The sequence below is a fragment of the Methylibium petroleiphilum PM1 genome, from assembly GCF_000015725.1.
Taxonomy (GTDB): Bacteria; Pseudomonadota; Gammaproteobacteria; order Burkholderiales; family Burkholderiaceae_C; genus Methylibium; species Methylibium petroleiphilum.
Genome location: NC_008825.1, coordinates 2,764,495 through 2,777,500 on the forward strand (window position 1 = coordinate 2,764,495; position 13,006 = coordinate 2,777,500).

Genomic DNA, 13,006 nt, shown 5'->3' on the forward strand with positions numbered 1-13,006 from the left:
ATCCACGCTCACCCGGACCCCGCGGGCCCACGGCGCATGACGGCCGCCACCAGCGGCAACAAGCGCCGCATCGGCGGCGCGCCGCGCGCCAGCGGCCTGCCCGAACCGATCTGGCTCGAATGGGTGGCGCTGATCGGCCTGCTGGGCTTCGGTACCTGGCTGCTCGGCGTGCGCGGCGTGTGGGGCCTGCTGCTGAACTCCGACCCCACCGGCCTCACGCTGGTGATCATCGTGATCTTCGTCGCCGCGTCGTTCTGGGCCGGCCAGCGCGCCCGCGAACTGCAGCAGCAGCGCGCCGCGCTGCACCACGCCATCGCCAGCGGCCGACGCGACGGCGACAGCTGGGCCGCCGCCTACTGGGCCGCGCTGGCGCAGCGCCCCACCGACGCCGACGCCCCGCTCGACATGCTGATGGAGCAGACCCACGGGCCGCACGCCACCGCGTGGTGGGTCAACGGCATCCAGCTCAAGCTCGGGCTGCTGGGCAAGGTGATCGGCTTCTCCATCCTGGCGATCCAGATCGGCCACACCGAGAGCTTCGACGCCACGCAGTCGCAGGCGCTGCTGAAGAGCCTGACCTCCGGCCTGGGCATCGCGCTGCTGACCACCATGGTGGGCCTGGTGGGCAACATCCTGCTCGGCCTGCAGCTCACCCGCCTGGACCGCTACGCCGACGCGCTGGTGGCCGACACCCAGCGCCACGGCCTCGCCCACGGCGCCGGGCGTGAAAAGACCGCGGCCGAGCCGACTGCATGAGCCGCAAGCGCCGTTCGCGCGAGGTCGAGGTCGACCCGTTCTACGACATGTTGTTCAACATGCTGATCGCCTTCGTCTTCTGCTTCATCATCGCGCTGCTGGCGATGAACCCGAAGGCGCTGAAGGCCGGCGACATCCCGGCCAAGGCCGAGTTCATCATCACCGTGAGCTGGCCCGACAACAACCCGAACGACCTGGACACCTGGGTGCAGGACCCGTCGGGTGAGCTGGTGTGGTTCCGCGCCCGCGAGGCCGGGCTGATGCACCTGGACCGCGACGACCGCGGGCTGGCCAACGACACCATCGTGGTCAACGGCAAGCAGATCGTGAACCCGCTGAACCAGGAAGTGGTCACGCTGCGCGGCATTGCGCCCGGCGAGTACACGGTGAACATCCAGTACTACGAAACCAAGAACGGCGAGCCGGTGGAGGCCACCGTGTCGCTGGTGAAGGTGAACCCGCGCGCCGAGGTCGTGTACTACGGCACCGCCACGCTCGCGCGCAAGGGCGACGAAGCCACCGCGCTGCGCTTCACCGTGCTGCCCGACGGAACCGTGAACAACATCAACACCCTGCCCAAGACCCTGGTGCAGCAAATCTGAGCCGGCCCCGCCATGACACTCTCCATTGCCATCACCTACGCCGCGCTGCTGGCCCTGACCGCGCTGGCCCTGCTGTACTCGCGCTGGCCCGCGTGGCTGAAAGGCCTGCTGGTGGCCGGCGTGACGGTGCTCTACTTCCACGGCGCCGCGGTGCTGCAGGCGGTGTGGGGCCTGCCGGCCGACGAGGCGCTGCCACCGCGCTTCATCCTGCTGGCCGCCGTGATCGACGAACCCAGCGCCTCGCACCCCGGCGCGCTGTACGTGTGGGTGAACCGCATCGAGGACGGCAAGCCCGCGCTCGAGCCGCGCGCCTACAAGCTGCCCTATGCCAAGGACCTGCACGCGCTGCTCAACGAAGGCATGAAGAAGGCCCGCCAGGGCGTGAGCCAGCTCGGCACCGCCGAGCCCAAGGCCGGCCGCAAGGGCCTGGCCTGGCTGCGCCCCGGGCGCGACGAGCAGAACGTGAAGATCCGCGACCTGCCCAAGCCGCAGCTGCCGGAGAAATAAGCCATGAGCACAAGCATGACGATGCGCCGCGCTCTGGCCGCACCCGGCCTGCTGTGCGCCGTGGCCGCGCTGCTGGTGACGGCCGGCTGCGGCCAGCCGCCCGCCGCGGCCCAGCTGTTCCCGCTGGAACCCGGCCGCTCCTGGGTCTACCGCACCGTCACCGAACTGGAAGACAACACGCGCGACGAAGAGACGATCACGCTGCGCACGCTGGGCAAGGACACGCTCACCGTGGAGCAGGCCGCCGAGCCCGGCCCGGCCTGGCACCGCCACAGCGACGGCGGCGCCGACTACTGGCTGCGCGCCGACGACACCGGCATCTACCGCGTGGCCAGCAAGAGCGAGCTCGACGCCGAGCCGCAGCCCGACGCCACGCGCCGTTACGTGCTGAAGGCGCCCTACACCGTGGGCACGCAGTGGCAGACCGACACCGCGCCCTACCTGCTGATGGAGAACACCAATTTCCCGCGCGAGACGCGCCACCGCCACCCGGCGGTGCCCATGCTGTTCAGCATCACCGCGGTGGACACTGCGGTGGAAGCCGACGGCCGCCGCTACACCGGCTGCACCCAGGTGCAAGGCAACGGCCAGATCCGCATCTTCTCCAGCTCGGTGGGCGGCTGGCGCGACGTGCCCATCGTGGCGCGCGAGTGGTACTGCCCCGGCGTGGGCCTGGTGCGGCTGGAGCGCGAGGAGTTGGTGGGGTCGAGCGGGTTGGTGTTCGGGGGAAAGCTCGTGATGGAGTTGGTGGAGGAGAGCTGAGGACGGTCTGCTCCGTGCCGAGTCGCGCGAAGGGTCAGTCGTCGCTTCCTGGCGCGCGACTCAGCCAGTACTCGGGGGCCCCGCTGAGCGGTTCGCATCTGGGTCAGCCGCAGGCGCTGGCTATTGCTTGGGTCGGCGTTTGGCAAGCTCGCGTTCTAGCTCCGCATTCTTTCTGCGAAGGTCCGCGTTCTCGCGCTCGACGCGATGTGACGCTCCGATCTTGTCAAGCGCTTCGGTAAGTATCTCCAACGTCCTCGGCTGGTTCTCTGGCGTGAGTGCCTGTGCTTCCGCCACGGCGACCAGGCGTTCTTCCGGTGCCTTTAGTCCCTTTTCGTGGGCATCCTTGACAAATCTGTCCCGCAGCGTCTTCATCAGAACGCCCCGCTGCGCAAAGGCTAGCTCACGCTCCTTGCTCGCCCGTACCATTCTCAGAAGCGTTCTCTCCAACTCGCTAGAGAGACCGGGTCGGTAGCCTTCGAAAAGAAAAGACTTCATGGCGGAGAGCCCTAGGCTCACACCAGGCATCAATGACACCAGGTACAGCATTGCCGACACCGTACTTACGATCTGGTAGTCCGCTGCGATCTTGAACTTGTCTTCCACACTGGCGAGGCGCTTGGCAGAACTCACCAGGACGCAGTTTGCAGCCGGGTCTAGAGATCTAATTGTTCGCAGATGATGTGCTATCGCTGCATACAGCTGCGCATCGCGTCTGGCCTTGTCCTGCGCATGAGGTGTCTGGGAACGCGTTTCGTCGGCGAGAGAGATCAAGTACTTGCGGACCTGAACTTCGAGATTCGCCTCACGCGACGACCTTGGCGCCAGTTTCTCCAGGCCGTGATCATAAACAAGCGTCGTCAGCGCGGGCTGCCAGTCATAGACCTTGGCGCCGCGGAACTGATCGATAAAGCTCTTCCATTGGACTCGTTTGGCGTGTCCGTCCGCAAGAAGACGGCCGAAGGCTCGCACGAAGACATTCTTAAAGAGAATCAAGCGGTCTTCTGGCGTCCCCGGCAGCAGATGCTGGACATGATCAAACTCTACTTGTGCGATATGCGCGTGCCGTGCGAACTCCTCAAGAACCGGCTCAGCAACAAGGACCTTGCCGGTGAGTTCCTTCCATCTACGCACCAGCGAAACTACGCCCTCGTGTTCCGGCTCATCAAGACCTACCAGAGACAGCAAAACGTCTGTGTCGAGGACAATGTTTGTCTTCTTGAGAAGGTTGGCGACCGCCTCGGCGCTCTGATGCTCAAGGCCCATCGCCGCTGCAGAGATGAAGCTGGTGGCGAGGCGGATGAGCCACTCTGCGGCTGGGCCTAGGCGATCGGAAAAGATGTCGCGGATGGCAGTGCTAAGTTCGATCTTGCGCTCCGCGGTGGTGACAGTCGCCGCCACGGCGTCGGCGAGGTCATCCAGGAAGGTGAGCGACGAGCTTCTCGTAGGCTCAGCTGCAACTTCGGCCGTAGCTCCTTCATCAATCAATGCGGCAATCTCTGCGACTATCTCCTCGCCGCGCGTGATGAAGTACTGCGTAAGGTTGTCTTCAAGTACAAGCCAAATCCGATGAAACTCGTCATCCAGAATCGGGAGTTCTATCGACTCTTCTATCTCTGCCTTAATCGCAGCCTTCAGTTGCAGGAGTCGGCCAGCCGCGGCGGATTGCCGCTTCGCAACGTCAACCTTGCCGGCTCCGGTGATGCGGTATGCCACGCCGTCCGTCTCCACCAGTTTGGACGTCACAAGGACGTCCAAGTGCAGTTTGCAGGTTTCAGCGGCGATGCTGCGATGGAGGCGGAGTGAGTCAGATAGAGCCTTCGCACAGAGTGCGGCGGTTAGGCTCTGATGTCCGGCAAGCACATCAAGCAAGCCTGCGGCGTAAGTCGCCTTCCTGATGGAGTCCGAATCGTCAGCAGATGATGCGATCAGCGCAAGGCGGAGACCGCGAAGCTGGGCCCCGTCTGAGGGCTTGGCGGTCAGAACGCGAACTACATCCGCGATCTCAGGGCCGTAGTACAACTCGGCCAGTTCGTCGGACTTCGCAGCGAGTTCTGCTAGGGAAGCGCTGATCAACCCGCTTCGTGACCGCGACTCGGCCGACAGCGGGCGTTGATGGCGACTCGTGAACTCAGAAGTGGCACCGATGAGCCCCTTCTGCGGCACTTCGAGGCCGCTCTCAGGCCCCCGTTCATGCAGCAGACGCACTGAGGCCTTGGGCCAGCAATCGGCGCCGGGCGATGTACAAGTTGGCCAGCGCAGCGTGCGCCTTCGCGCGAGCTTCGTTCTTGGAGATCCCGCGGTAGCTGACCTTGCGGTAGCCGAACAGGTTCTTGATGACGTGGAACGGGTGTTCGACGATGGCCCGCACCTGAGCCTTGCGCCGTTCGAACCACTCGTGCATCGCCTTGGCCGGCCCTTCGGGCATGGCCTTGAGTTGGCCGCGCTTCATGGCGATACGCCAATCCATGTCCTGGCGCAGCCTGCCCTCTTCCTGCGCCGTCGTGATCTCGTCTCGCCTCTGGATGCCGGTGTAGCCGCTGTCGCCGTGAACTTGGCTCTCCTGGCCATGCAGCAGTTCGTGCGCGTGCGCCACGTCAGCCTCGTTGGCCGCGGTGCAGACCACGCTGTGGATCAGACCCGACTCGGCATCCACGCCCGAGTGCATCTTCATCCCGAAGTGCCACTGGTTCCCCTTCTTGGTCTGGTGCATCTCGGGGTCGCGCTTGCCGTCCTCGTTCTTCGTCGAACTTGGCGCGGCAATGATGGTGGCGTCCACCACCGTGCCCTGGCGCATCAGCAGCCCACGCTCGGTGAGGTGCGCGTTGACCTCGGCCAGGATGGCCGACGTCAAGTCGTGCTGCTCGAGCAGGCGGCGGAACTTCAGCAGCGTTGTGGCGTCGGGTACGTTCTCCCGCCCAAGGTCGATGCCGATGAACTCGCGCATGGCCTGGCTGTCGTACAGCGCGTCTTCCAGTGCCTCGTCGGCCAGCGTGTACCACTGCTGCAGGAAGTACATGCGCAGCATCCGCGGCACGCCAATCGGCGGTCGGCCCACCTTGCCGCTCTTCGGGTAGTGCGGCTCGATCAGCGCCTCAAGCCGCGCCCACGGAACCACCACGTTCATCTCGGCCAGGAAGCGCTCCCGGCGCGTCTGGCGCTTCTTGCCGGCGTACTCGGCAGTGGCAAAACTCGTCTGCTTCATGGCAGCATCATCGCCGCTGAATTCGCCGCACGCCATCGTGGCCTGCACGGATAAATCAGTGCTTCCCTAGATGGTTGCCCCCGAGGCACGTAATCGGGAACTTCGAGTCCGTTTCTGCACCTAGTTGAGCCTCGAACTGCGCTCGACGGTGCTCGCTAATTCGGTTGCTGAGGCAGAAGTAGAGGCGGGAGATGTTGTGTGTAGTTGTACTGATGCGCTCGATGTCTTCTAGAGTCTTGTTGTCAATGTCATCTCTAAGCGAAGAGCAGACGTACAAGCCCGTAGCCTTCCCGACGCCTACGCCGTCGCGACCGAGATCCCAACTCGCCGACGTTGGGAGGACCTTGGCCCCTCCTTCTATAGCAGAGACAACCGAGTTCGCGAAGCGCTCGAAGCGAGCATCGTTGTTCTCGTTCGCGAGGACCTGCTCAATGACTGCGACTTTGAACGGAGAGTTCTCGATGGGCATTCGGGTTGTCCGGCAAGCGAGAGGGGCAGGAGTCTCTAGTCTAAGGCGCAGTGCGCGCTGAACGTCGCTTCTGGGACCTAAGGAAGGTCTGCACAACGCGACGCGCGGTGCGGTTTGAAGTGACGTGATGACGGTGACGCGCCGAAGCCCTCGATCCGGTCTGTTCTGCGGCTCGGTCGTGCCGTTTCGCAGGTGCTTTTGGCACCTCGCGAGCCCGCTGCGGGTATCGCGGACGCACTCATCCCGGCGCTCGCATCAACTGCCGCCTGGCCATCCACAGGTTCGACAGTGCGAACAGCGTGACGATCTGCGCGGTGTTCTTCGCAAGCCCTCGGTATCGCACCTTGGTGAACCCGAACTGCCGCTTGATGACGCGGAACGGGTGCTCGACCTTCGCGCGGATGCTGGCCTTCATCTTCTCGATGCGCTCGGCAATGAAGTCGGGCTCGATGAAGGGGTTGAGCGTCCTACGCAGGCCCGGGCGCATGGCCACATGCCAGGTGGGCCCCTTGGCCTCGGGCCGCTTGTGCACGCCCCGGTAGCCCGCGTCACCGAAGGCAGCTTCTTCGTCTCCGTGCAGCAGCGCCCCGGCCACGTTCAGGTCGTTGACGTTGGCCCCCGTGGTGGCCACGGTATGCACCAGACCCGACTGCGCGCCCACGCCGATGTGGGCCTTCATGCCGAAGTACCAGTTGTTGCCCTTGCGGGTCTGCTTCATCTCCGGATCGCGCTCACCGTCGGCGTTCTTGGTCGAACTCGGCGCGGAGATCAACGTGGCGTCCACCGCCGTGCCCGTGCGCATCATCAGGCCCTTGTGCTGAAGCAGATCGTTGACCACCCGCAGCATGTCCACGGCCAGGTTGTGGCGCTCCAGCAGGTGGCGAAACCTCAGGATGGTGGTCTCATCGGGCAGTCGTGCCGTCACGCTGTCGAGCTTGGCGAACTCCCGGTGCAGCGGCACGTCGTGCAGCGCCTCTTCCATCGCCGGGTCGCTCAGTCCGAACCACTGCTGCAGGTAGTGGATGCGCAGCATGGTCTCGATGCCGAAGGGCGGTCGGCCGGTCTTGGCCTTGGGGTAGTGCGGCTCGACGATCTGCACCAGCACGCCCCACGGCACCACGCGTTCCATCTCTTCCAGGAACTCGCGCTTGCGCGTCTTCTTGGTCGGCAGGTTCAGGCCCAGGCCCAGCTGCTTCATGGTCGTCTTGCTCCGATGCGTCGTCGCTTCAACTCATGCAAGATTCGGGCGGGTTTTGCAGACCTTCCCTAACGTTTGACATGCGAGACATCACCCGGCTCGCCGGGTGACGTCCTCTCGATGGAAGGGTAGGTTTTGCCCGCAGAACTGAGCGGAACGGTTGCTTGAAGCGATGCATCTTTCAAAAGTACATAGAGAAGAACAACAAGTATCAGGAGCGGAATTAGGTGTAGCGCGATGTCAAGTTGAAGTCGACACCAGCAGATCATGCGGTCCAAGGTGCCGACCTTGTAGTGCTTCGCGTACCTCTTGATCTGCGCAACCTTGTAATCAACGTCTTCATGGTTCTCATACATCTTGAGGAGACTTTCGTACTGCTCGCTCAGTGCATCAATTTCTTGTTGCTCGTCCCGGCTTATGGCCATCTCCAACTTCCGCGAAACCGCGTTAATCTCGATTGCTCCTGCGTGCATCTTCTCTGCGCGTTCTCCGTACTTTCTTCCGCTAACAAGCAGTGACACTACAAGAATGAGCATGGAGACGATTGCGGCAGATAGGTTCACCGCGCCTGAAGGTACTGAGAGCCGAACTCCAAATGGCTCTAGGAGCGAAATGACGACGACGCCAAGCGAACACATGGTGATGGAGAAGAGCGAGACGCTCTCGTGGCGTCTTAGCCTTTGAACCGCTGAGAATCGGGCAGCCGCAGTTACCCGGATAGCGCGTAGCTTGTGCTCAGCAGGCGTTTCAATCGCTTCTTGCGTCATCGAACGTTCCCTCAAAAATCGTTCTTGTTCGACGGAGTGGCGAATCAACTGGCGAGGCCTAACGATTGCGTTCAGCCGCGCCGTTAGGCGTCGGCTGCAACTGCCGGTTAGGCTGCCCTGCGGCTCGCGTAAGCCCTGGCGGTGCGAAGTCTGGCCACGCGGCCCGCAAGGGTGACCTGCTCGAATTGACCAAGCGTGGACTTGCGTCGCCAACGATGGGTGGATTGGGCCACATGCGCTGCCTAGGGAAGCACTGATTTATCCGTGCAGGCCACGATGGCGTGCGGCGAATTCAGCGGCGATGATGCTGCCATGAAGCAGACGAGTTTTGCCACTGCCGAGTACGCCGGCAAGAAGCGCCAGACGCGCCGGGAGCGCTTCCTGGCCGAGATGAACGTGGTGGTTCCGTGGGCGCGGCTTGAGGCGCTGATCGAGCCGCACTACCCGAAGAGCGGCAAGGTGGGCCGACCGCCGATTGGCGTGCCGCGGATGCTGCGCATGTACTTCCTGCAGCAGTGGTACACGCTGGCCGACGAGGCACTGGAAGACGCGCTGTACGACAGCCAGGCCATGCGCGAGTTCATCGGCATCGACCTTGGGCGGGAGAACGTACCCGACGCCACAACGCTGCTGAAGTTCCGCCGCCTGCTCGAGCAGCACGACTTGACGTCGGCCATCCTGGCCGAGGTCAACGCGCACCTCACCGAGCGTGGGCTGCTGATGCGCCAGGGCACGGTGGTGGACGCCACCATCATTGCCGCGCCAAGTTCGACGAAGAACGAGGACGGCAAGCGCGACCCCGAGATGCACCAGACCAAGAAGGGGAACCAGTGGCACTTCGGGATGAAGATGCACTCGGGCGTGGATGCCGAGTCGGGTCTGATCCACAGCGTGGTCTGCACCGCGGCCAACGAGGCTGACGTGGCGCACGCGCACGAACTGCTGCATGGCCAGGAGAGCCAAGTTCACGGCGACAGCGGCTACACCGGCATCCAGAGGCGAGACGAGATCACGACGGCGCAGGAAGAGGGCAGGCTGCGCCAGGACATGGATTGGCGTATCGCCATGAAGCGCGGCCAACTCAAGGCCATGCCCGAAGGGCCGGCCAAGGCGATGCACGAGTGGTTCGAACGGCGCAAGGCTCAGGTGCGGGCCATCGTCGAACACCCGTTCCACGTCATCAAGAACCTGTTCGGCTACCGCAAGGTCAGCTACCGCGGGATCTCCAAGAACGAAGCTCGCGCGAAGGCGCACGCTGCGCTGGCCAACTTGTACATCGCCCGGCGCCGATTGCTGGCCCAAGGCCTCAGTGCGTCTGCTGCATGAACGGGGGCCTGAGAGCGGCCTCGAAGTGCCGCAGAAGGGGCTCATCGGTGCCACTTCTGAGTTCACGAGTCGCCATCAACGCCCGCTGTCGGCCGAGTCGCGGTCACGAAGCGGGTTGATCAGCGCTTCCCTAGCCTTTGATCTCGAACTGAGGCATTCCGTTGTAGCCGTCGACATGCGAAACCGTACGATAAATCTTGCTACCTTTGATCTGGTATTGGGGCATGCCGTTGTAGCCATCCACATGGGAGACTGTGCGGTATATCTTGTCGCCCTTGATCTCGTATTGAGGCATGCCGTTGTAGCCGTCAACGTGCGAGACGGTCCGATAAATTTTCGTTCCCTTGATCTCGTACTGCGGCATTCCGTTGTAGCCGTCGACATGGGAAACGGTGCGATAGATCTTTGACATCGTGTCGGTCTCGATTCGAATTGGTGGGCCTAACGTTCGACGTAAGGGGCCTGCCGCAGGCAGGTCCCCTTGACGGAGGGGTTAGCCACCATTTTGCGCGACACGAGAAAGCCAGACTGCAAGGCTAAAGAGCGCGAGGCCGCCAAGCATGTGCCAAATGCTTTGCCCGTGCCCGAAGGAAAGCCAGCCGATGCCGCCGAGCAGGGCTACCAGTAGCCAAACGAACACTTTGACCAGGTGGCCATTCGGTCGCTCGCCTTCAGACACGAACGACCTCGACTTCATGTGGCTGCTTGGTGGAAAAGGACTTGGCGAACTCAATGACTTCGGCCTCCGACTCACCAGGGTGCGAAGTGGTTGTGATGAACTGGGTTCCAGAGCCGTCGGCTCCGACGCACAACCAGTCAAGAGCGTCCTCCCACTTTTCGGCGTCGACGCCGACGACGCAGAACAGTTCGATTTGGCTTTCAATCAGTTTCTGCAACAACGGATAGCCCCGGTCTTGAGAGTAGCCAGAGGAGGACACCAGAACGATCTTTCCGCTGTGCATGGTATGGCGGCTAACTAGATTTAGACACGCGCGACCGTACTGGCGCCGATGATCTAACGCAACCCCTTTACCCAAGAAAAAGCCTGCTGCTTCATGCGAGAAAAGCCCCGCCCTTTCGGTCAAACACCGGTGCGTTAGGCGACCCAAATAGACCCGGCTTCACCGCGACCGCCATCACCCCCCTACACCCCCGGCCCCCCCAACCCATGCTCCCGCGCGTAGTTCAACAACTCCACCGCACTCCCCACGCCCAGCGCCTGGCGGATGCGTGTCTGGTAATTGGCCACGGTCTTGGTGCTGAGGCGCAGCGTCTGCGCGATCTCTTCCACACCGCGGCCGGCCAGCAGCTGCTGCAGGATGTCGAACTCGCGGCTCGACAGCCGGGTGTGCGGTGGACCGCCCTCGCTGCGCGCCGCCAGCGCGGCCACGTCGGGTGACAGCGCGATCTCGCCGCGCGCGGCCTGGCGCACCGCCGTCACCAGCACCTCGGGGGCGCTGCTCTTGGTCACGAAGCCGGCCGCGCCGGCGCGCAGGCACTGGTCGAGCATGGCCGCGCTGTCGTGCATGGTGAACACCAGTACCGACAAGTCGGGCCGCCGCTGCGCCAGGCGGCGCAGCAGCTCCAGCCCGCTGCGGCCGGGCATGGAGAGGTCGAGCACCAGCAGGTCGATGTCGTCGCCGCTGCTGGCGCCGCCGGCCAGCGCGTTGTAGGCCGACTCGGCGTCGCCGTACTCCGCCACCACGGCGATGTCGGCCTCCAGCTCCAGCAGGCGGCGGTAGCCGGCGCGCACGACCGCGTGGTCGTCGGCCAGCGCCACACGCAAGGGACCGGGCAATGGGCTCACGCTCACGAAATGTTCTCCTGTTCGGCAGCGGTCGTGCTGCTGCTACGAGTGCTGTTGTTGTTGACGTTGTCGTTGTTGCTGCTGCGGTTGTCGATCACGGCAAAGGGCAGCCGTGCATGCAGCTTCAATCCGGGGCGCCCGGTGCCGGCCGCCGATGCCGGCGCGGGCTGCCATTCCAGGTCGCCGCCGGCCGACCACACGCGGTCCTTCACGCCGGCCAGGCCGTTGCCGCGCTGCCAGGCGCCAGCGTCGTCGAGCCCACAGCCGTCGTCTTCCACCGCCCAGTCCAGCAGGGCCGTGGCCGCGCCCGGCTCGCGGGTGATGCGCACGCTGAGCCGCGCCTCGCTCGCCTGGGCGTGGCGGGCCACGTTGGTCAGTGCCTCCTGGCTGATGCGGTAGACGGTGAGCACCAGTTCGCGCGGCAGGCGGTCGTTGTCGCCCAGGCCCGCGCTGTCGAAGGCCAGCGTGTAGCGCGTGCTGCGGCCCGGCGACTGCACCCAGGCCTGCACCAGCGTTTCCAGCAGCGCGCGCAGGCGTTCCACGCTCTCGCCGCCGTCGGCTTGCGCGGACTCCGCGGTGCCCAGCGGTCGCAGGCGCGTCAGCAGCGCCCTCACCTCGCTCTGGATGCGCGAACAGTGCTCGCTCATGCCGGCCACCACCGCCGCGAGTTCGGGCTCGTGGGCCAGCCGGCGCTGCAGCCAGCTGGCGTCCACGCGCAGTGCGGTGAGGTGCTGGCCCAGTTCGTCGTGCAGCTCGCGCGCCAGGTGGTTGCGCTCGTCTTCCTGCAGCGTGAGCACCTGCGCGCCCAGCACGCGGCGGCGCGCCTCGGCCTCTTCCAGCGCGCCGGCCAGGTGGCGCAGCGCATGGGCTATCACGTCCAGCTCGCGGATCGGCATGGCCGGCAGCGCGCGCACCTCCCCCAGGTCCTGCCGCTCCACCTGCTCGATGGCCGACAGCAGCGGCGCCAGCGCGCGGAACGAGCGCCGCACGCGCCAGTGCATCACCCCCAGCATCAGCAGGCCGCAGCCGGCCAGCAGGCTCATCATCTCCACCAGCTGCACCAGCGACTCGCGCTGTTCGCTGTCGTGCGAGGCGATCCACTGCACCTGCCACGCCGGCCCGGCCGGCCGCGGCAGCGCGGCGGCCACGGTCTGCGGCCGCGGCGGCGCGAACAGCACGCGGTTCAGCTGCACCAGCAGGCCCAGCACGGCGGAAGCCGGCGGCTCGGGCTTGGGCTCCAGCCGCACCTGGCCGGCGCCGTCGACCAGCCGCACGTCGAGGTGGCGCGAGCCGCCGGCGTCGCGCAGCGCGCGCACGGCGGCCACCAATTGCTCGTCGTCGATGGTGTTCGCCGCGATCAGCAGCGCGCTCATCTCGGCCTGGGCCAGCGCGCCCGAAAGTTCGTCGCGCATGTCCTCGCGCGCCCGCCACAGCCCCACCAGCAGCGCGAGCAGCAGCGCCCCCAGCACCACCACCAGCGCGCCGCGCATCACCAGGCGCGGCAGCTCCAGCGGCGCCGGCGCGGCCGGTACGTCGGGAAGAACTCCCGGCGTACTGGCGGGAGGAAGCACCACAGAATCAGGACGGGTCATCACCAACGAAGCAGCAAG

At 64.8% G+C, this 13,006-nt stretch carries 14 protein-coding genes; 5 read left to right on the forward strand and 9 right to left on the reverse strand.

Going from position 1 to position 13,006, the window contains the following annotated elements; all coding sequences use genetic code 11:
• Window positions 1–36 precede the first annotated feature (36 nt).
• The 4 genes from MPE_RS13060 to MPE_RS13075 are packed head-to-tail and all read left to right on the forward strand — an operon-like array spanning window position 37 to window position 2,627.
• The gene (locus MPE_RS13060; RefSeq protein ID WP_011830177.1) at window positions 37–756 is read left to right on the forward strand and encodes a hypothetical protein; all 720 of its coding nucleotides are present in this window, start codon (window positions 37–39) and stop codon (window positions 754–756) included.
• Window positions 753–1,358 (forward strand): DUF2135 domain-containing protein, encoded by a 606-nt coding sequence (locus MPE_RS13065; protein ID WP_011830178.1) that lies wholly within the window; start codon window positions 753–755, stop codon window positions 1,356–1,358. The genes MPE_RS13060 and MPE_RS13065 overlap by 4 nt, the downstream gene beginning before the upstream one ends.
• A gap of 12 nt (window positions 1,359–1,370) precedes the next feature.
• Window positions 1,371–1,865, forward strand: a complete 495-nt coding sequence (locus MPE_RS13070) for a hypothetical protein (protein WP_011830179.1) — start codon at window positions 1,371–1,373, stop codon at window positions 1,863–1,865.
• Window positions 1,866–1,868: 3 nt separating this feature from the next.
• On the forward strand, window positions 1,869–2,627 hold the full coding sequence (locus MPE_RS13075) for a hypothetical protein (RefSeq protein ID WP_011830180.1): 759 nt from the start codon (window positions 1,869–1,871) through the stop codon (window positions 2,625–2,627).
• Between the two features lie 120 nt (window positions 2,628–2,747).
• Here the strand turns inward: MPE_RS13075 and MPE_RS13080 are convergent, their stop codons facing one another.
• The 5 genes from MPE_RS13080 to MPE_RS24005 form a co-directional block, all read right to left on the reverse strand.
• On the reverse strand, window positions 2,748–4,832 hold the full coding sequence (locus MPE_RS13080; RefSeq protein ID WP_148210940.1) for a hypothetical protein: 2,085 nt from the start codon (window positions 4,830–4,832) through the stop codon (window positions 2,748–2,750).
• A complete protein-coding gene (locus MPE_RS13085; protein WP_011830032.1) occupies window positions 4,816–5,829 on the reverse strand; it encodes an IS5 family transposase in 1,014 nt (337 codons plus the stop codon). Before MPE_RS13085 ends, MPE_RS13080 begins: the two co-directional genes overlap by 17 nt.
• Window positions 5,830–5,884: 55 nt before the next feature.
• Window positions 5,885–6,298, reverse strand: a complete 414-nt coding sequence (locus MPE_RS13090) for a hypothetical protein (protein WP_041929679.1) — start codon at window positions 6,296–6,298, stop codon at window positions 5,885–5,887.
• Window positions 6,299–6,536: 238 nt separating this feature from the next.
• A complete protein-coding gene (locus MPE_RS13095) occupies window positions 6,537–7,496 on the reverse strand; it encodes an IS5 family transposase (protein ID WP_011830183.1) in 960 nt (319 codons plus the stop codon).
• A 68-nt stretch (window positions 7,497–7,564) separates the two neighbouring features.
• A complete protein-coding gene (locus MPE_RS24005; protein ID WP_148210941.1) occupies window positions 7,565–8,263 on the reverse strand; it encodes an SLATT domain-containing protein in 699 nt (232 codons plus the stop codon).
• A gap of 312 nt (window positions 8,264–8,575) precedes the next feature.
• Here MPE_RS24005 and MPE_RS13105 point away from each other — a divergent pair, with 312 nt between their 5' ends.
• Window positions 8,576–9,589 (forward strand): IS5 family transposase, encoded by a 1,014-nt coding sequence (locus MPE_RS13105; protein WP_011830032.1) that lies wholly within the window; start codon window positions 8,576–8,578, stop codon window positions 9,587–9,589.
• Between the two features lie 130 nt (window positions 9,590–9,719).
• On the opposite strand, the gene MPE_RS13110 is transcribed toward MPE_RS13105, so the two are convergent.
• The 4 genes from MPE_RS13110 to MPE_RS13125 form a co-directional block, all read right to left on the reverse strand.
• Window positions 9,720–10,001, reverse strand: a complete 282-nt coding sequence (locus MPE_RS13110; RefSeq protein WP_011830185.1) for a hypothetical protein — start codon at window positions 9,999–10,001, stop codon at window positions 9,720–9,722.
• A gap of 259 nt (window positions 10,002–10,260) precedes the next feature.
• A complete protein-coding gene (locus MPE_RS13115) occupies window positions 10,261–10,551 on the reverse strand; it encodes a DUF7684 family protein (protein ID WP_041929681.1) in 291 nt (96 codons plus the stop codon).
• Window positions 10,552–10,733: 182 nt separating this feature from the next.
• On the reverse strand, window positions 10,734–11,402 hold the full coding sequence (locus MPE_RS13120; RefSeq protein WP_011830187.1) for a response regulator transcription factor: 669 nt from the start codon (window positions 11,400–11,402) through the stop codon (window positions 10,734–10,736).
• The gene (locus MPE_RS13125; protein WP_148210943.1) at window positions 11,399–12,967 is read right to left on the reverse strand and encodes a sensor histidine kinase; all 1,569 of its coding nucleotides are present in this window, start codon (window positions 12,965–12,967) and stop codon (window positions 11,399–11,401) included. The genes MPE_RS13120 and MPE_RS13125 overlap by 4 nt, the downstream gene beginning before the upstream one ends.
• Between the last annotated feature and the right edge of the window lie 39 nt (window positions 12,968–13,006).

What these genes read in the sequence shown, in the direction of transcription:
- MPE_RS13060 (WP_011830177.1), top strand. Translation starts at nt 37, where the DNA reads ATGACGGCCGCCACCAGCGGCAACAAGCGCCGCATCGGCGGCGCGCCG.
- MPE_RS13065 (WP_011830178.1), top strand. Translation starts at nt 753, where the DNA reads ATGAGCCGCAAGCGCCGTTCGCGCGAGGTCGAGGTCGACCCGTTCTAC.
- MPE_RS13070 (WP_011830179.1), top strand. Translation starts at nt 1,371, where the DNA reads ATGACACTCTCCATTGCCATCACCTACGCCGCGCTGCTGGCCCTGACC.
- MPE_RS13075 (WP_011830180.1), top strand. Translation starts at nt 1,869, where the DNA reads ATGAGCACAAGCATGACGATGCGCCGCGCTCTGGCCGCACCCGGCCTG.
- MPE_RS13085 (WP_011830032.1), bottom strand. Translation starts at nt 5,829, where the DNA reads ATGAAGCAGACGAGTTTTGCCACTGCCGAGTACGCCGGCAAGAAGCGC.
- MPE_RS13090 (WP_041929679.1), bottom strand. Translation starts at nt 6,298, where the DNA reads ATGCCCATCGAGAACTCTCCGTTCAAAGTCGCAGTCATTGAGCAGGTC.
- MPE_RS13095 (WP_011830183.1), bottom strand. Translation starts at nt 7,496, where the DNA reads ATGAAGCAGCTGGGCCTGGGCCTGAACCTGCCGACCAAGAAGACGCGC.
- MPE_RS24005 (WP_148210941.1), bottom strand. Translation starts at nt 8,263, where the DNA reads ATGACGCAAGAAGCGATTGAAACGCCTGCTGAGCACAAGCTACGCGCT.
- MPE_RS13105 (WP_011830032.1), top strand. Translation starts at nt 8,576, where the DNA reads ATGAAGCAGACGAGTTTTGCCACTGCCGAGTACGCCGGCAAGAAGCGC.
- MPE_RS13110 (WP_011830185.1), bottom strand. Translation starts at nt 10,001, where the DNA reads ATGTCAAAGATCTATCGCACCGTTTCCCATGTCGACGGCTACAACGGA.
- MPE_RS13115 (WP_041929681.1), bottom strand. Translation starts at nt 10,551, where the DNA reads ATGCACAGCGGAAAGATCGTTCTGGTGTCCTCCTCTGGCTACTCTCAA.